The organism is Ruegeria sp. HKCCD7181 (assembly GCF_057221055.1).
Genome location: NZ_JBWVBC010000011.1, coordinates 17734 through 34855 on the forward strand (window position 1 = coordinate 17734; position 17122 = coordinate 34855).

Consider the following 17122-nt stretch of genomic DNA (forward strand, 5'->3'; position numbering starts at 1 on the left):
AGCGCCTCGTATTCAACAAAGGTCCGGGGCCACACATGCGAACACGGTAGCCCCGGCAGGGAGGGGAGGGTTATTCGACGCTTACGCCGTAGAAGATGTGGCCACCCAGAGGATGCACCTTGTAGCCCTTCACTTCATTGCGCATCGGCATGAAGACGACCGAGTGTGCGATGGTGGCCCAGGGTGCCTGCTCTTTGAAGATGGTCTGCGCCTCTTCATAGAGCTTGGTCCGTTCTGCCTGATCGGTAACCTGCTTTGCCTTCAGGATAAGGTCCTCGAACGGCTGGTGGCACCATTGGGCGCGGTTGGAAGCCTCGCGACCGTCGCAACCCAGCAGAACGGCCAGGAAGTTGTCCGGGTCGCCGTTGTCACCGGTCCATCCCAGGAGCACGGCGCCGTCACGGTCCATCGCCTTAGAGCGGGACAGGTATTCGCCCCATTCGTAGGAGACAATCTCGACACCCACGCCGACCTTGGCGAAGTCCGCCTGGATGAGCTCGGCCATACGGCGGGCGTTCGGGTTATAGGGTCGCTGAACGGGCATTGCCCAGATTTTCATGCTCAGGTCGCTGACACCTTCGGCTTCGAGCGCTGCCTTGGCCGCTTCGGGATCATAGGGATCATCCACGATGGAGTCGTTGTAGCTCCACATTGTCGGCGGGATTGGGTTTTTGGCAGCCTGCCCGGACCCCTGGAACACGACGTCGACGATCGACTGCTTGTCGATCGCCATGTTAAGAGCCTTGCGGACCTTCGGATTGTCAAAGGGCGCGATGGTGGTGTTGTAGGCAAGATACCCGACATTCAGTCCTTCCTGCTCCATCATGTTGATGTCAGGATCATCCGTCATTGCCTGAATGTCAGCCGGGTTCGGATACGGCATGACGTGGCATTCGCCCGCTTTCAGCTTCTGGTAGCGAACGGAGGCGTCAGGCGTGATCGCAAAGATCAGGTTGTCGATCTCGGCCGGTGCCTTCCAATACTCGGCATTGGCCTTGTAGCGGATCACGGCATCTTTCTGATAAGCAACGAATTCAAACGGACCGGTGCCGATCGGTGCCGTGTTCACCTTTTCGGGCGTGCCGGCATCCAGCATCGCCTGCCCGTATTCCGCTGAAACGATCGAAGCAAAATCCATGGCCAAGTTGGCGACGAATGGTGCTTCGGGCTTGGTCAGCGTGAACTTCACAGTGTAGTCGTCGATCTTTTCCACCGACTTGATCAGGCCGGGCATCCCCATGCCCTGAAAGTATTCCCAGGTACCGCCGGACACTGAATGGTAGGGGTGCGCCTCGTCCTGCTGACGTGCGAAGGAAAAGACGACGTCATCCGCGTTGAAGTCGCGGCTGGGGGTGAAATCGTCGTTGGAATGGAACTTGACGCCCTTGCGCAGGGAGAAAGTGTATTCCAGTCCGTCATCGCTGGCTTCGACGCTTTCTGCCAGACCGGGAACGACGTTGGTTGTACCGGTTTCGAATTCGAGCAACCGGTTGTAGATCGGATGCGAAGAAGCATCAAAAGTCGTTCCCGCTGTAAACAGCGCGGGATCAAACCCCTCGGGCGATCCTTCCGAGCAATATACCAGATTGCCGGCTAATGCCGTCGTCGCCGAAAACGCGATCGCCGCAGTTGCCACTGCCATTGTGAATTTCATTATTTCCTCCCAAGTGGACCCGTTCGCTTCTTAAGAATGTCCCCACTCGCCGAACGGTCAGGCGTATGAACGTGTGGGTTCATATATTGGATACAATATCCGTATCGCGCGTTGCCAGTCAACCGCTCGAAACCGGGACCAATACCAAAAGCACCCATGCGACGCACCTCAGACTAAGCACCACTTTCCGTAAAGTTGTTTGATTTCTGACACTTGCGAGGAAACTCTGTTTGTTGAGTATTTCGCGCCCCGCGTGGAACCACGAAGGCATACCCCCTTGGAACTCCACAGCGCAGCACGCGACTCGTAAGAGAAATTCGGGAAAAATGAGCGGCCGCGAGGTGCTCAATTCCGGGGGATTCGGACCCAAATTCGGATTACCACAACCAGCCGGGCACTATTCGGCTAGCAGCACACTTACACTCACCTCAGTCGATTTCCCCCCTTTTACAACGTCTTAGTCAATTCTTCTTTCCGCGAAGATCACTCAATGCTGTGCGTTTCTATTTTTTATATTGGATTTTGGATACAAAATGACCTATAGCACGGTACATCATCTTTTTTCGGGAGGAAACCATGCTCAAGAAACTCGCCGCGGCCGCGGCCTTCACCACATTTGCGGCCATCCCCGCACTGGCTGACACGCTGGACGACGTTGTAGACCGCGGCACCCTGCGCTGTGGCGTCGTTCTGGATTTCCCGCCAATCGGGTATCGCGATGCAAACAACGAACCTGCCGGTTTTGACGTTGACTACTGCAACGATCTGGCCGCGGCACTTGAAGTCGAGCCCGAAATCCTGCCGGTAACCTGGGCCGAACGTCTGCCGGTGATCGTCACCGGGCGTGCAGACGTGGTGTTCGGCGCCACCTCGGACAGCCTGGCCCGCGCCCGCACGGTCGGCTTCACCATTCCCTACGCAATATACTACGCCCAGGGTGTGGTGAACAAAGACAGCGGCATCGAAAGCTTTGAGGACATCCGCGGCAAACGCGTTGCCGCCGCCATCGGCACCGTACCGGAACAGGAATGGCTGAAGATCGCGGCAGAATGGGGCGAGGAAGGCAACTATCAGGGCTACCAGTCCGAGAATGAAGTGTTCCTGGCCGTGGCACAGGGCAAGGCCGACATTGGCATCACCACCAACACCGCCGTGCTGCCGATCACTCAGCAGTATGACACCGTCGATGCCGGGCCGCGTATGCCCTGGACCACCGACTATACCTCGGTCGTCGGCAAGCGTGAGGACGTAACGTGGCTGAACTTCCTCAACCTGTTTGTCACCCATCAGGCGCGTTCGGGTCGCTACGCCGAGCTCTGGGGCAAGTATGTCGGCGGCGAAGCGCCCGAACTGCGCATCCCCGGCGTGATGTACTGATCTAACCCACTCACGGAACCTGCCCCTGCTCGCCTGTCGAGCGGGGGCTACGGGAACAGAACTCATGTTCGACTATAACTTCCACTGGCGGCCGGTACTTAAGAGCCTGCCGGACCTGATAGATGCGGCCTTTCTGACGCTTCAGGTGGCAGTGCTGGCAATGATCCTGGGCATCATCATCGGCCTGTGCCTGGCGCTGACCCGGCTCCATCTAAAGGGACCGCTCTACTGGTTCGCTTCGACCTGGGTCGAACTGGCTCGCAACACGCCCGCCCTGTTCCAGCTGTTCTTCTTCGGCTTCGGGCTAGGCGCGTTCGGACTGCACCTGTCGCCCTACATGATCGTGCTGGCAGGTCTGACCTTCAACTGCGCCGGGTATCTCGCCGAAAACTTCCGCGGCGGCTTTCAGGCGGTGCCGGAAACCCAGCTGCGCGCGTCGCGCTCGCTCGGCATGACCGCATGGCAGGCCTACACCCGCATCGTGATCCCGCAGGTGTTCCGTATCGTCTATCACCCGATCACAAACCAGATGGTCTGGGCCGTGCTGATGTCCTCGCTGGGCATGCTGGTGGGCTTCCGCGAGCTTTCGGGCGAGACCCAGTTCTTCGCCAGCCGCACCTTCCGCATCTTCGAATATTTCGCGGTCACCGCAGTCATCTACTACGTGATCGTCAAAATCATCCTTATAGCCTCACGCCTGATGGCGGCCCGGCTGTTCCGCTACTGAGGAAGCTCAAATGGAACCCTCTGTCAGCTTTTTCAGCGGCTTCAACATCAATGACCTGTGGTTTCTGGGCGAGGCCGCACTGCGCACACTCTGGATTTCCGTCCTGTCGATCTCGATCGGCACCGTTCTGGGGGCCGTTTTCGGCTGGATCCTCTACGAAGGCAAACTGACTGCGACCCTGACCGTTGCACCGATCCTCGACGTGTTCCGTTCGGTGCCACTGATCATCCAGCTGGTGCTGTTCTACAACTTCGCCCCTATCGTCGGGCTGAACCTCGACCCGTTTGCCTCTGGCGTGGTGATCCTGACGATCTATACCGCAGCTCTCGTTGCCAACGTGGCCCGCGGCGGCATCGAAGCCGTCGGCACCCCAATGCGCCGCGCCGCGCGCAGCCTCGGCATGAGCTACTGGCAGGATCTACGATATGTGGTGCTGCCGATCGGTGGCCGCGCGGTGTTCCCGGCCTGGGTCGGCGTGGCGCTCGGCGTGATGAAGGACAGCGCGCTGGTCTCGGTTCTGGGCTATGTCGAACTCCTGAAGGCCAGCCAGATCCTGATCACCCGCACTCAGGAACCCTTCCTCATCCTCTCTCTTGCCGGTGCGTTCTACTTCGCACTCAGCTTCCCCATTTCGCGCTATGCCGCGACGCTTGAAAGAAAGTGGGCCCAATGATCGAAATTCGTGACCTGCATAAATATTTCGGCGCGCTGCACGTGCTGAAAGGTATAAATTTGGACGTCGAGAAAGGCGAGGTTCTCTCGGTTATCGGCGCGTCCGGCTCGGGCAAATCCACCCTGCTCTATTGTATCAACGGGCTGGAGCCGATCCAGAGCGGGCATGTGGTCGTCGATGAAACCGACGTCCACGCCAAAGGAACGGACATCAACAAGCTGCGCCAAAAGCTGGGCATGGTGTTCCAGCAATGGAACAGCTTTCCGCACCTGACCGCGCTGGAAAACGTCGCGCTTGCCCCGCGTATCGTCAAGGGCAAGACCAAGGCCGAAGCGCTTGGAATTGCGGCCCGGCAACTGGGCCACGTGGGATTGGGCGAAAAACTGGATGTCTATCCCTCGGCCCTTTCCGGCGGCCAGCAGCAGCGGCTTGCCATTGCCCGCGCGCTGGCGATGGAGCCGGAATACATGCTGTTCGACGAGGCCACTTCGGCGCTGGACCCGGAACTGGTTGGCGAAGTGCTCGAGACCATGCGAATGCTGGCCGAGGAAGGTATGACGATGATCTGCGTCACCCACGAGATGGGCTTTGCCCGCGATGTTTCCGACCGGGTGGCCTTCTTCCATCAGGGCGTGATGGAAGAGATCGGCCCGCCCGCACAAATCTTCGGCGAGGCGCAATCCGAACATACCCGCAAATTCCTGGCCAACGTGCGCTGATCCCGCGGCCCGCACTTAGATTCAAAGGACCTGAACAATGATCACGAACATCTTTACCGGCACCATGCCGGCGCTCATGACCCCCTGCATGGCCGACCGCACACCGGATTATGACGCCCTTGTGAAAAAGGGCCGCGAAATGATCGAGGCCGGCATGTCCGCCGTTGTCTACTGCGGCTCGATGGGTGACTGGCCGCTGCTAACCGATGCCGAGCGCATGGAGGGCGTGGAACGACTGGTCGCCGCCGGTCTTCCGGTTGTGGTCGGCACTGGTGCGATCAACTCGAAATCGGCCGTTGCCCACGCGGCCCATGCACAAAAGATCGGCGCTGCCGGCCTGATGGTCATCCCCCGTGTGCTGTCGCGCGGGTCCTCGCCCACAGCGCAGAAGAACCACTTCAAAGCCATCCTCAGGGCAGCCCCTGATGTCCCCGCGATCATCTACAACAGCCCCGTATATGGCTTTGCTACCCGCGCCGACCTGTTCCTGACGCTGCGCGCTGAACACCCGAACCTGATCGGGTTCAAGGAATTCGGCGGCAAGAGCGATCTGCGCTACGCCGCCGAACACATCACCTCGAAGGACAATCAGGTCACGCTGATGGTCGGCGTCGATACCGAAGTCTATCACGGGTTTGTCAATTGCGGCGCGACAGGGTCGATCACCGGTATAGGCACGGCCCTGCCCAAGGAAGCCCTGCTGCTGGCAGCCTTGTCCCAGAAGGCCGCCGCCGGTCACGCCGAAGCCCGTATGCGGGCGCGTGAGCTGGAGGAAGCTTTTGGCGTTCTGGCCAGTTTCGATGAAGGCACTGACCTGGTCCTCTACTACAAGTACCTGCTGGTGCTGAACGGTGAAGAAGAGTACCGCCTGCATTTCAACGAAAGTGATGCCCTGACAGACGCACAGCGCAACTATTGCGAACAGCAATACGCGCTGTTCCGCGCTTGGTTCGCCGATTGGTCCGCGCAGGGCGGGATCATCGCTGAATGCATGTGATCGACAGCCATACCGGTGGCATGCCCACGCGGGTGATCCTCGACGGGGGACCCGACCTCGGGTCGGGGTCATTGGCCGAACGCGCCCGCCGACTGGCGGAGGAGCATGAAGGGTTCTGGAAATCCGTCCTGTTGGAACCGCGCGGGCAGCCCGGCATGGTCGGCGCCCTACTGGTCGAGCCGCAGGGTGAGGATTGCGCCGCCGGTGTGATTTTCTTTGATGCGAAAGCGGTCCTGCGGATGTGCGGTCACGGCACGATCGGGTTGGCCGTGACGCTGGCGCATCTGGGCCGGATTGATGTCGGCCGGCAGCGCATTGATACCCCTGCCGGAGTGGTCACGATAGAACTGACCGACGCGGCCACCGTGACCGTGACCAATGTCGAATGCCGCCGGGTTCTGGGCGCGGCCTCCATTGATGTCGACGAGCTTGGCATCGTGACCGGTGACGTGGCCTATGGCGGCAACTGGTTTTTCATCGTTGATCCCAGCCCGATCCCGGTGAAGCCCGGCAACATCCAGAGCCTCATCGATGCCGCCATCGCCGTGCGCGAGACAGCCCTCGCAGCGGGCTTGGGCGGTGAGAACGGCGAGCCCGTGGATCACGTGATCTTTCAGGATGCATCCGGCGATGCCGCGGTACATAGCAGGAATTTCGTGCTGTGCCCTGATGACACCTATGATCGCTCGCCCTGTGGTACAGGCAGTTCGGCACGGCTGGCGTGCCTGGCAGCGGACGGCAAGCTGACGCCAGGCGAAGAGATCGTGCAGCAAAGCGTGATCGGCAGCCCTTATCGCCTGTCTTACCAGCTTGGTCCAAATGGCGGTGTGATCCCGTCGATCACCGGGCAGGCCTTCGTGATGGCCGAAAGCAAACTGATTTTCGGTGATCGTGATCCATTCAGGAACGGCATCGTTCCCTGAAGAAACCACAGAACCCGGCCAAACCGGGTCACCCCTTCGATATGTTTTCCAGTGACCGGGTCGGTCCGTCATATCCAAAACAGAGGAAGAAAATGAAACTTTTTTCAACAATTGCCGCGGCGGCTCTCGCCACCGCTGTCTCAGGACCTGTCCTGTCCGCAGAGGTGGAATGGAAAATGACCGCTGCCATTGGCGAAGGCTCTTTCCTGTACGAGAACTTCATGCAGCGTTTTGCCGACAATGTCGGAACGATCAGCCAGGGCCGGGTCGAGATCCAGCCCTTTGGTGCCGGGGTTCTGGCCCCCGCGTTCAAAGCGTTCGAGGTCGTGCAGGACGGAATCGTCGAAGCCGGTCACTCTACGCCCTCCTACCTGGTGAACCAGGACCCGACCAATGCGATCTTTGCCAGCTTCCCCGGCGGCATGTCGCCCGAGGCGACCCTGCACTGGGTCTATGAGGGCGGCGGCGAAGAGCTTCTGCAGGAATTCCGCAGCGCTGAAATGGGACTGCACAGCCTCGTGGTTGGCATCGGCACCTCCGAGATCATGGCGCATTCCAACGTCAAGATCGAAACCGTCGCGGACCTGAACAACGTGAAATACCGAACCTCCGGAGCCTTTGCCGCCGTGCTGCAGGAGGAGTTCGGCGGGGTCCCCACCGTGGTTCCGGGCAACGAGATCTACACCTTGCTGCAACGCAAGGGCGTTGACGCAATCGAATGGTCGACACCGGGTGCAAACATCACCGAAGGCTTCCACGAAGTGGCCCCCTACATGATCATGCCCGGCGTGCATCAGCCATCCTTCCTGTGGGAAGTCTTCGTCAAGCAGGAAACCTGGGACGCGCTGCCGGAAGATCTGCAAAACCTGATCGAGGCCGCCGCCAAGCTCAGCACTTATGAAAGCTACACCCACTTTGGCGACAGCGACATCACGGCGATGGCAAAGTACCGCGACACCAAGGTCGAATTGGTGCTGATGGAGCGCGCCGAATCCGAAAAGATCCGCGAGGCTGGCCGCAACTGGGCGCGGGCCAAGGCGAAAGAGCTGTCAGATGCCGGCAACCCGCGCATGCAGACCGTTCTGGATAGCTACCTGACCTATCAGGCGAACTGGGCCGAGAACTCAGGCTACCTGGTGCGCGACAGCGCTAACTAACACAAGGCAATCGGGGTGGCCGGCGTCTGCCCGCCATCCCGTACCGGAGGGCGTCATGACTTTAATCAGGAACAGCATCGAGGGTTTTTCGACGATCCTTGGCGGTATTGGTCGGCTGGCCATTTTCGCGCTGATCGTCGCCATGCTCTACGAAGTGATCGCGCGGTATGCGTTCGGTGCGCCGACGCTCTGGGCCTTTGACATCTCCTACATGCTTAACGGGTCCATATTCCTTTTGGGCTCAGCCTATTCCCTGCGTAACGACGCCCATGTGCGCATCGACTTCCTGTCACAGAAACTACCGGCGCGGGTACAGCAGGTCCTGAACGGTCTGGTCTATCTGCTGGTGATGTCCCCGATCGGGCTCGCCTTCGCCTGGGTCTCCGGCTCCAAGGCAATCAAGGCGTTCACCACGGGCGAGGTTGAAAGCGTCAGCCCTTGGGCGCCGCTGGTCTGGCCGTTTTACACGGCGATCGCCATCGGGCTGCTGGCCTTTGCCCTGCAATTCGCCGTCGAGGCCCTGAAATACCTGCTGGGAGAACGAATTCCCGGTGATACCGAATCCGAAATTCAAGAGCTGGAGATCTGATACATGATCCCCCTTCTGATGTTCGCTGCCCTTTTCGTGCTGGTGTTTTCCGGCATCCCGGTTGCGTTCTCGCTGATCATCGTGGCCGTTGGGTTCGGCTATGCGGTGTTCGGAGACCTGATTTTCCTGCAGCTTTACGGCCCGTTGCTGCACACCGCGTCGAACTTCGTTCTGGCCGCGATCCCGCTGTTCATCTTCATGGGCGCGGTGCTGGAACGCTCCGGCATCGCCAGGCGCCTGTTTCAGGCGCTGCAGCTCTGGCTGGGCGGGCTGCCCGGCGGTTTGGCCCTGTCGACCATTGCCATGTGCGCGATTTTCGCCGCTGCTTCGGGCGTTGTCGGTGCGGTCGAGATCGTCGTCGGCCTGATGGCGATTCCGGCAATGACCAAGGCGCGCTACAAGAACGACCTGATCGCCGGGACGATCTGTGCGGGCGGGTCGCTGGGAACGATCATTCCGCCCTCGGTGATCGTGGTCGTTTATGCGTCCATCGCCCAGCTTTCCATCGGACAACTGTTCGCCGCCTCAATCCTGCCGGGAACCCTGATGGTGGTGTTCTTCGTAGGCTATGTTTTGCTGCGCAGCACGCGGTCACCGCAGGATGCGCCCCCGTTGCAGGCTGCTGAACGCGCGGTGCCGCTGCCGCAGAAATTGCGGATTACCGTGACAGCCATGTTGCCGCCGTTGGCGCTGATCGTAATGGTCTTGGGCTCACTGCTGGCGGGTGCTGCGTCCGCCACCGAGGCCGCGGCCGTCGGAGCAGCGGGCACCATCGTTCTGACGCTGCTGTTCCGCGAGCTCGACTTCAAGCTGCTGCTGGATTCGCTCGGGGTCACCTTGCGCGTCACCTCGATGATCATGCTAATCGTCGCGGGAGGAACCATGTTCACCAGCATTTTCGCGGTGACCGGAGGCGGCAACCTTGTCCGCGATACGGTCGCTGCGGTCGGATATGGCAATGCTGGCGTGATCGCCTTTTTCCTGCTGGTGGTGTTCTTTGCCGGATTCGTTCTGGACTGGGTGTCGATCGTGCTGATCTTCACCCCGATCTTCTCGCCCATCGTCAAAAGCGCAGGGATCGACCCGATCTGGTTTGCCATGCTGGTGCTGGTGGTGATCCAGACCTCGTATCTGACCCCACCAATGGCGCCGTCGATCTTCTACCTGCGTTCCATCGCGCCGCGCAGCATGACCTATGGGCAAATGTATCGCGGGGTTCTGCCCTTTGTCGCGGCACAAATGCTGGTGCTGGTCGTACTACTTCTCTTTCCGGCAGCGGCCACCTGGCTACCGTCGATCCTTGTCGGGCTTTAGAGGTAATCAATGAAACCGCTAAACATCATCATCGTCGGCGCCGGAATTGTCGGTATCAGCGCGGCGCTGGAATTGCAGGCCCGGGGTATGAAAGTACGGGTCCTTGACCGCAAGGGCGTGGCAGCCGAGGCCTCGGAAGGCAACGCCGGAGCCTTTGCCTTTACCGACATCGTCCCATTGGCGACGCCGGGAGTAATGCGCAAGGCGCCGAAATGGCTGCTTGACCCGATGGGGCCGCTATCCGTGCCACCGGCCTATGCCTTGCAGATCGCCCCCTGGATGTTGCGTTTCTGGCGCGCGAGCTGGCGTGACGGTTTAGAGAAATCCGTGCAGGCGCAAACCCGGCTGATGGAGTTGTCCCGCGAAGCGCTGGAGCGCCAGATCATTGCCGTGAGCGGTGAAGAGCTGATGCAGCGTGACGGGCAGATGCAGCTATACGAAGGCGAAAAGGAATTCCGCGCCAGCCTTGAGGGCTGGGAGTTGCGCAAACGTCACGGCATCGCATTTTCCCTGCTGGAAAGCGCCGGAGCCATTGGTGAAATCCAGCCCGGGCTGGACCCGCGCTTTACCCACGCCGCCTTTACCCCGGGCTGGATGAACACCACTGATCCGAAGGCCTGGACGGAACATCTGGCCCGGCGGTTCTGCGAGGGCGGCGGCACGATCGAACAGGCGGATGTCACTGCCGTGTCGCAGGCAGAGAGTCAGGCTGTTCTGACCACGCAAGGCGGGCGCCTCGTCGCCGACAAGGTCGTGATTGCCGCCGGCGCGTGGTCGCATCACCTGGCCCGGACGCTGGGGGACCGCATCCCGCTGGAAACTGAACGTGGCTATAACACCACCCTGCCGCCAGGCGCCTTTGATCTGCGCACACATCTGACATTCGGCAACCACGGGTTTGTCGTCACCAGAATAGCCGACGGCGTGCGTGTCGGCGGCGCGGTCGAGCTGGGCGGTCTGAACCTGCCGCCCAACTACAAGCGCGCCGAGGTCCTGCTGAACAAAGCGGCCCGCTTCATGCCGGGGCTGAAAATCGATGGTGGCCGTCAGTGGATGGGCTTTCGCCCTTCGATGCCCGACAGCCTGCCGGTGATCGGCTGCTCGCCCCGCGCGACATCGGTGTTTTACGCCTTTGGCCACGGCCACCTTGGCCTGACTCAGTCGGCAGGCACCGCCGAACTGGTGTGCGATCTGATCACCGGCAAACCCCCCGCCCTGCCGGTCGAAGCTTACTCTCCTACACGTTTCTGAAAGGAACCAGCATGAAAATTTCCGCACTCAATGTCTATCAGGTCAATCTTCCCCTTAAAGAAGGCCGCTACAACTGGTCGAATGGCAATTTCGTCGAGGTGTTCGACAGCACGGTTCTGGAAGTCGTTACTGACGACGGGCTGAAAGGATACGCGGAATGTTGCCCGCTGGGGTCGGCCTATCTGCCCTCCTTCGCGCTCGGCGTGCGGGCAGGACTGGCCGAGCTTGCGCCGCACTTGATCGGGCAGAACCCGCTGAATATCGGCGGTATCAACCGCACGATGGATGCGGCACTGCGCGGGCATCCCTATGCCAAAGCGCCGGTTGACATCGCCTGCTGGGACCTGCTGGGCAAAGCGACGGGGCAGCCTGTTTACACGCTGCTGGGAGGCGCCGCGCAGGATGATGTGGTGCTCTATCGCGCCATAAGCCAGGAAGCGCCCGAGATCATGGCCGCCAAGATCGAAGGTTATGCCGCAGAGGGCTATACCAAGTTCCAGCTGAAGGTCGGCGGTGATGCCAATGACGATATTGACCGGATCCACGCAACCCGCGCGGTGTTGAAGAAAAGCGACCTGCTGGTAGCAGACGCCAATACCGGCTGGACCCGCCACGAGGCCGCCCGCGTTGTCGGTGCAATCTCGGGACTGGATGTCTATGTGGAACAGCCCTGCTTGACCTACGAGGAAAGCGTGTCAATCCGCCGCCGCACCGCCTTGCCGTTTGTCATGGACGAAGTGATCGACACTCCCAACACACTGGTGCGCGGCATTGCCGAGGATGCGATGGACGTGATCAACCTGAAAATCTCCAAAGTCGGCGGGCTGAGTCGCGCCCGGCTGATGCGCGATCTCTGCGTTGCCCACGGCATCCCGATGACCATCGAGGACACCTGGGGCGGCGACATCACCACGGCCACGATCGCTCATCTGGCGCGCTCCACACCGTCCGATTTCACTTTCTCAGCGACGGATTTCAATTCATATGGCACGATCACTATTGCCGAGGGTGCACCGGAACGGGTCAACGGCCGCATGACGGCCTCTGACCGCCCTGGCCTCGGGATCAGCCCGGTCTTTGATGCGCTGGGTGCGCCGGTCGCAAGCTATTCTTGAGGTGCATGATGCGTAGCAACAAGACAATCCATGTGATTTCGGCCCATGCCGAGGGCGAAGTGGGCGACGTCATCGTCGGGGGGGTTCTTCCACCACCCGGCGACACCCTGTGGGAGCAGCGCAGCTTCATCGCCCGCGACGAAACCTTGCGAAATTTCGTTCTGAACGAACCGCGCGGTGGAGTATTTCGCCATGTAAACCTGCTGGTACCGCCCAAGAACCCGCAGGCCGATGCCGCCTTCATCATCATGGAGCCCGAGGACACGCCGCCGATGTCGGGATCGAACTCGATCTGCGTGTCGACCGTGCTGCTGGATGGCGGGCTGGTCCCAATGCAGGAACCCGAAACCCACCTGACGCTGGAAGCCCCCGGCGGGCTGGTGCGGGTGCGGGCCGAATGCCGGAACGGTAAGGCCGAGCGTATCCATGTGCAGAACTTACCCAGCTTTGCCGACCGCATCGGCGTGTCGCTTGAGGTCGAGGGCCTGGGCACGATCATCGTAGACACGGCCTATGGCGGCGACAGTTTCGTGGTCGTGGATGCCGCGTCGCTGGGTTTTGAAATCATCGAGTCCGAGGCTAGGGATATTGCCCGCCTGGGCGTAGCGATCACCAATGCCGCCAATCAGCAGCTTGGCTTTTCGCATCCCGAAATCCCGGACTGGGACCACATTTCGTTCTGCGCGTTTTGCGGGCCGCTGTCAGAGACCGAGACCGGGCTTACCGGCAAATCCGCCGTAGCGATCCAACCCGGCAAGGTTGACCGTTCGCCCACGGGAACAGCCGTATCCGCACGTCTGGCGCTGATGGCCGCAAAAGGCCAGATGCAGCCCGGTCAGGTTTTCGAGGCGGTTTCAATCATCGGCTCGCGATTTACCGGGCGCATTGCCAGCACCACCCAAGTTGGCGATCGCGACGCCATCATACCCGAGATCAGCGGCAGGGGCTGGGTTACCGGCATTCATCAGCACATGCTGGACCCCGATGACCCATGGCCCGGCGGCTACCGCCTGAGCGATACCTGGGGCCTGGGGAACAAGCCCACATCTTAGGCCGGAAGCATCAGCAAGTCCCTGTGCAGCGCTTCCGGCACCTCGACAAACCCCCGCGCGAGGTTGCGCTTGCGCGCCTCGAAACGGCGTTGCGAGGGTAACCGTGCACCCTGATCCAGAATGTCGGCAAAAAGCCGTTCCGCGCGGGCATCGTTTTCGGCAACCCGCCCACCGCTCAGATGCGCCGGATCAAAGGCCAGCAGAATCTGGCCGTGATAAGGCGCTCCGCCGTGGCCTTCGGCAAAGGTCATGCTCTCCTGGCTTGTCAGATCGTCGATCAGGGGGCCGGCCAGCAGTTCGATCATGATCGACAGGGCCGAACCCTTGTAGCCTCCGAAAGTCAGCATAGCGCCACCCAGCGCCGCCTGCGGATCTGTGGTCGGTTTCCCGTCGGCATCCACGGCCACCCCGTCCGGCAGCGGCTTTCCCTCGCGCAGGTAAAGCTCGATTTCGCCGCGCGCAAAGGCGCTGGTCGCAAAATCGAAGGTAAAGGGGGACTTGCCGTTTCGCGGCCAGGAAAAGGCCAGCGGGTTCGTACCCAGCGTTCCACGCGCGCCACCCGCCGGCGCCACCCAAGCGTGGCTCGGCACCATGGACAAACCGGCCAGGCCTGCGACCGACAGCCGTTCAACCTCGGGCCACAGAGCGGAAAAATGGAAACAGTTGTTCACCGCCATCGCGGCCATGCCGAAACGCCGCGCCTTGTCGATCAGGGCGGGCATGGCCTTGTCCACGGCCAGCAGCGACATGCCACCTCTTGCGTCCACCCGCACGACGGCGCTGTCCGTGTCCTGCATCTTTGGCTGCACATGGCCGTCGATCTTTCCGGCCTTCATGGATTCGCAGCACATGAACAACCGGAACAGCCCGTGCGAATGGCAATCGTCCAGCTGACAGGTGTACAGCATATCCGAGATTGCCCGTGCGTGTTCGGACCCATACCCCACATCAATCAGCACACGATCCGCTAACGTCCTGACATCTTCCAAAGCGACCTGAACGGTAGGTGTCATCCAGAATTCTCCGTGCCGGTTGTCATATTTTGGATACTGGATACACTTAGCAAACCTAGACATTCAATTCAAATCTTTCGACCCGACTGATATCAAGGACCTTGAAAAACAGGGCGCAAAGAGTAAACGTATCCAAAATTCAACGCATCACATAAGGGTTGGGCATGGTTGGCAAACGGGCGGTATCCAGACGAAGTCTGCCGGAAATCATCGCTGACGATCTGCGTGAACGCATTCTGAGCGGCGAAATGGCCGAAGGCGAGGCGATCCGCCAGGAAGCTCTGGCCGACGAATACGAAGTGTCGCGGATGCCAGTCCGCGAAGCCCTGAAGCGGCTGAATGCCGAAGGCCTGATCCAATGGGCCAACAACCGCGGCGGGTCGGTGACGAAACACTCATTGGATGAAATCGGAGAGATCTTCGATCTTCGCATCCTGATCGAAGTCGATCTGTTCCGCCGAGCAATCCCCCTTATGACAAGCACGGATTTCGACAAATGTGAGTCGATTCTGGAACAGATGGAAACATCCTACGACGAAGACGATGTGGCGCGCTGGGGGGTTTTGAATCACGAATATCACACGGCCCTCTATTCCTCCGTTGGGCGCAGCCTGACAAAAGAGCTTCTGGACCGGATCAACCTTCAAGCCGACAGGTATGTCCGTCTGCACCTGAGCGTGATGAAACAGCGCGAACCGGCCAAGGAAGAGCACCGAAAACTGCTTGAATACGCACGAACAGGTCGGGTGGATGAAGGTTGCAAAGTGCTTTCCAACCACATTCAACGTACAAAGGACCAGTTGCTTCAGATGGTTGAAGCCAAACGGGCCAAGGACGACTGAAGAAGCGGCAGGTTTTGCCGACAGAAAGCTTGTCAAGGAAGATTTTTGGATACATTATCCAGTTAATGATTCTTGACACAGCGAGACCCTGATGACCTACACACCACGCGGACACCACCTGATTGCCGGCAACTGGGTCGCAGGCGAAGCAACATTCACCTCTGAGCCGGCGCATGGCGCGGCGCAGGAGTTCTCGGTCGGCACACCGGCGCATGTGGATGCCGCCGCCGAAGCTGCGGAAGAGGCATTCTGGTCCTATGGCTATTCCTCGCGTCAGGACCGCGCCGACTTTCTCAACGCCATCGCCGACGAGATCGAGTCGCGCGGCGAGGTGATCACCCAGATCGGCACCAGCGAAACCGGCCTGCCAAAGGCGCGGCTTCAGGGCGAACGCGGTCGCACCACCGGCCAGCTTCGCCTGTTTGCCTCGCATATCCTCGCGGGCGACTATCTCGATCAGCGCCATGATGAAGCCTTGCCGGATCGCGCGCCCCTGCCCCGCCCGGATCTGAAAATGATCCAGCGCCCAATCGGCCCGGTCGCCGTGTTCGGCGCCTCCAACTTCCCGCTGGCTTTCTCGACCGCCGGTGGCGACACTGCCGCCGCGCTGGCCGCGGGCTGCCCGGTGGTGGTCAAGGGCCACTCCGCCCATCCCGGCACCGGCGAGATCGTCGCCGAGGCGATCCAAGCAGCTATCGCCAGATGCGGCGTGCACCCAGGCGTGTTCTCTCTGGTGCAGGGCGGCAAGCGCGAAGTGGGCACCCGACTGGTGCAGCACCCGCTGATCAAGGCCGTGGGCTTCACCGGCAGCCTCGCCGGGGGCCGGGCGCTGTTTGATCTCTGCGCACAGCGCCCCGAGCCTATCCCATTTTTCGGCGAGTTGGGCTCGGTCAACCCGATGTTCCTGCTACCCGCCGCCATGGAGGCGCGCGGCGCCGAGATCAGCACCGGCTGGGCCGGATCGCTGACCATGGGCGCAGGCCAGTTCTGCACCAATCCCGGCATCGCCGTGGTGCTGAAAGAGCAGGCCGACACGCTCGCCGCCAGCACCGCCGTTGCCCTGAAGGTCACTGGCGCCCAGACCATGCTGACAGACGGCATCGCCGCCGCCTACCGCAACGGCCAGGCCCGCGTGGCCAAAGGTACCGGTGTGCAGGAGGTTCTGACCACTATGTGCGACCAACGCGACGCCACCCCTTATCTCTACCGGGTCTCGGCCGCCGACTGGTTGGCCAACGAAGCGCTGGCCGAAGAGGTTTTCGGACCGCTGGGTCTCATCGTCGAGGCCGACGATTTCGACCAGATGCGCACCATTGCCAAATCGCTCGTTGGGCAGCTGACCTGCACGATCCACATGGACGAGGCAGATATCGAGGCCGCGCAATCCCTGATGCCGATCCTCGAACGCAAAGCGGGACGGATCCTCGCCAACGGTTTCCCCACCGGGGTCGAAGTGGCGGATTCCATGGTCCACGGCGGCCCCTATCCGGCCTCAACCAATTTTGGCGCAACCTCGGTCGGAACCCTGTCGATCAGACGCTTCCTGCGACCCGTCTGCTATCAGAATATCGACCCCGCCCTGCTGTCGGATATTGCCATCTAGATTACGTGTTTGCAGTGAGTTAGGCGCGGAGCATGATCTTTCCCGAGGAGATGTCGCGCCTCGAGTAACTTGGCAATACCTCTCCAAGAGTTCCAAAGATTTGTACGGTGTGTCTC

General features: G+C 60.6%; 16 protein-coding genes. 14 read left to right on the forward strand and 2 right to left on the reverse strand.

Annotated features, from left to right (window positions below):
- Positions 1-70: 70 nt before the first annotated feature.
- Positions 71-1654, reverse strand: coding sequence for an ABC transporter substrate-binding protein (locus AC2TCY_RS18660; RefSeq protein WP_480849671.1), 1584 nt, complete (start codon positions 1652-1654; stop codon positions 71-73).
- Positions 1655-2230: 576 nt separating this feature from the next.
- Between AC2TCY_RS18660 and AC2TCY_RS18665 the strand changes: the two genes are divergently transcribed.
- The 12 genes from AC2TCY_RS18665 to AC2TCY_RS18720 all read left to right on the forward strand — a co-directional run bounded on the left by AC2TCY_RS18665 (position 2231) and on the right by AC2TCY_RS18720 (position 13548).
- Entirely contained in the window at positions 2231-3031 is an 801-nt protein-coding gene (locus tag AC2TCY_RS18665; protein ID WP_480849673.1) for a transporter substrate-binding domain-containing protein, read from the forward strand.
- Between the two features lie 64 nt (positions 3032-3095).
- Positions 3096-3758, forward strand: coding sequence for an amino acid ABC transporter permease (locus AC2TCY_RS18670; RefSeq protein ID WP_480849675.1), 663 nt, complete (start codon positions 3096-3098; stop codon positions 3756-3758).
- Between the two features lie 10 nt (positions 3759-3768).
- A complete protein-coding gene (locus AC2TCY_RS18675) occupies positions 3769-4431 on the forward strand; it encodes an amino acid ABC transporter permease (protein WP_480849677.1) in 663 nt (220 codons plus the stop codon).
- Positions 4428-5150 carry an amino acid ABC transporter ATP-binding protein gene (locus AC2TCY_RS18680; protein ID WP_480849679.1) on the forward strand — a complete coding sequence of 241 codons (723 nt, stop codon included), beginning with the start codon at positions 4428-4430 and terminating at the stop codon, positions 5148-5150. The genes AC2TCY_RS18675 and AC2TCY_RS18680 overlap by 4 nt, the downstream gene beginning before the upstream one ends.
- 37 nt (positions 5151-5187) lie before the next feature.
- The gene (locus AC2TCY_RS18685) at positions 5188-6147 is read left to right on the forward strand and encodes a dihydrodipicolinate synthase family protein (RefSeq protein WP_480849681.1); all 960 of its coding nucleotides are present in this window, start codon (positions 5188-5190) and stop codon (positions 6145-6147) included.
- A complete protein-coding gene (locus tag AC2TCY_RS18690) occupies positions 6138-7070 on the forward strand; it encodes a 4-hydroxyproline epimerase (RefSeq protein WP_480849682.1) in 933 nt (310 codons plus the stop codon). Before AC2TCY_RS18685 ends, AC2TCY_RS18690 begins: the two co-directional genes overlap by 10 nt.
- A 92-nt stretch (positions 7071-7162) precedes the next feature.
- Complete coding sequence (dctP, locus tag AC2TCY_RS18695; RefSeq protein WP_480849684.1) at positions 7163-8227, forward strand: TRAP transporter substrate-binding protein DctP; 1065 nt, start codon at positions 7163-7165, stop codon at positions 8225-8227.
- Positions 8228-8282: 55 nt separating this feature from the next.
- On the forward strand, positions 8283-8816 hold the full coding sequence (locus AC2TCY_RS18700) for a TRAP transporter small permease subunit (RefSeq protein ID WP_480849686.1): 534 nt from the start codon (positions 8283-8285) through the stop codon (positions 8814-8816).
- A gap of 3 nt (positions 8817-8819) precedes the next feature.
- The gene (locus AC2TCY_RS18705; RefSeq protein ID WP_480849688.1) at positions 8820-10130 is read left to right on the forward strand and encodes a TRAP transporter large permease; all 1311 of its coding nucleotides are present in this window, start codon (positions 8820-8822) and stop codon (positions 10128-10130) included.
- Between the two features lie 9 nt (positions 10131-10139).
- Positions 10140-11381 carry an NAD(P)/FAD-dependent oxidoreductase gene (locus tag AC2TCY_RS18710; protein ID WP_480849690.1) on the forward strand — a complete coding sequence of 414 codons (1242 nt, stop codon included), beginning with the start codon at positions 10140-10142 and terminating at the stop codon, positions 11379-11381.
- Between the two features lie 11 nt (positions 11382-11392).
- Positions 11393-12496: a cis-3-hydroxy-L-proline dehydratase gene (locus tag AC2TCY_RS18715; protein WP_480849692.1), complete on the forward strand. Its 1104-nt coding sequence runs from the start codon at positions 11393-11395 to the stop codon at positions 12494-12496.
- Positions 12497-12504: 8 nt separating this feature from the next.
- On the forward strand, positions 12505-13548 hold the full coding sequence (locus AC2TCY_RS18720; RefSeq protein WP_480849694.1) for a trans-3-hydroxy-L-proline dehydratase: 1044 nt from the start codon (positions 12505-12507) through the stop codon (positions 13546-13548).
- On the opposite strand, the gene AC2TCY_RS18725 is transcribed toward AC2TCY_RS18720, so the two are convergent.
- Complete coding sequence (locus tag AC2TCY_RS18725; RefSeq protein WP_480849696.1) at positions 13545-14561, reverse strand: Ldh family oxidoreductase; 1017 nt, start codon at positions 14559-14561, stop codon at positions 13545-13547. The genes AC2TCY_RS18720 and AC2TCY_RS18725 overlap by 4 nt on opposite strands.
- 164 nt (positions 14562-14725) lie before the next feature.
- Between AC2TCY_RS18725 and AC2TCY_RS18730 the strand changes: the two genes are divergently transcribed.
- Positions 14726-15403 carry a GntR family transcriptional regulator gene (locus AC2TCY_RS18730; protein WP_480849698.1) on the forward strand — a complete coding sequence of 226 codons (678 nt, stop codon included), beginning with the start codon at positions 14726-14728 and terminating at the stop codon, positions 15401-15403.
- Between the two features lie 91 nt (positions 15404-15494).
- Positions 15495-17006, forward strand: coding sequence for an aldehyde dehydrogenase (NADP(+)) (locus tag AC2TCY_RS18735; protein ID WP_480849700.1), 1512 nt, complete (start codon positions 15495-15497; stop codon positions 17004-17006).
- Positions 17007-17122 lie beyond the last annotated feature (116 nt).

Bases quoted from the DNA above. Each gene is read 5' to 3' on its own strand.
- AC2TCY_RS18730 (WP_480849698.1), top strand. From the start codon at position 14,726: ATGGTTGGCAAACGGGCGGTATCCAGACGAAGTCTGCCGGAAATCATC.
- AC2TCY_RS18675 (WP_480849677.1), top strand. From the start codon at position 3,769: ATGGAACCCTCTGTCAGCTTTTTCAGCGGCTTCAACATCAATGACCTG.
- AC2TCY_RS18660 (WP_480849671.1), bottom strand. From the start codon at position 1,654: ATGAAATTCACAATGGCAGTGGCAACTGCGGCGATCGCGTTTTCGGCG.
- AC2TCY_RS18685 (WP_480849681.1), top strand. From the start codon at position 5,188: ATGATCACGAACATCTTTACCGGCACCATGCCGGCGCTCATGACCCCC.
- AC2TCY_RS18720 (WP_480849694.1), top strand. From the start codon at position 12,505: ATGCGTAGCAACAAGACAATCCATGTGATTTCGGCCCATGCCGAGGGC.
- AC2TCY_RS18700 (WP_480849686.1), top strand. From the start codon at position 8,283: ATGACTTTAATCAGGAACAGCATCGAGGGTTTTTCGACGATCCTTGGC.
- AC2TCY_RS18715 (WP_480849692.1), top strand. From the start codon at position 11,393: ATGAAAATTTCCGCACTCAATGTCTATCAGGTCAATCTTCCCCTTAAA.
- AC2TCY_RS18680 (WP_480849679.1), top strand. From the start codon at position 4,428: ATGATCGAAATTCGTGACCTGCATAAATATTTCGGCGCGCTGCACGTG.
- dctP (WP_480849684.1), top strand. From the start codon at position 7,163: ATGAAACTTTTTTCAACAATTGCCGCGGCGGCTCTCGCCACCGCTGTC.
- AC2TCY_RS18725 (WP_480849696.1), bottom strand. From the start codon at position 14,561: ATGACACCTACCGTTCAGGTCGCTTTGGAAGATGTCAGGACGTTAGCG.
- AC2TCY_RS18665 (WP_480849673.1), top strand. From the start codon at position 2,231: ATGCTCAAGAAACTCGCCGCGGCCGCGGCCTTCACCACATTTGCGGCC.
- AC2TCY_RS18670 (WP_480849675.1), top strand. From the start codon at position 3,096: ATGTTCGACTATAACTTCCACTGGCGGCCGGTACTTAAGAGCCTGCCG.
- AC2TCY_RS18710 (WP_480849690.1), top strand. From the start codon at position 10,140: ATGAAACCGCTAAACATCATCATCGTCGGCGCCGGAATTGTCGGTATC.
- AC2TCY_RS18690 (WP_480849682.1), top strand. From the start codon at position 6,138: ATGCATGTGATCGACAGCCATACCGGTGGCATGCCCACGCGGGTGATC.
- AC2TCY_RS18705 (WP_480849688.1), top strand. From the start codon at position 8,820: ATGATCCCCCTTCTGATGTTCGCTGCCCTTTTCGTGCTGGTGTTTTCC.
- AC2TCY_RS18735 (WP_480849700.1), top strand. From the start codon at position 15,495: ATGACCTACACACCACGCGGACACCACCTGATTGCCGGCAACTGGGTC.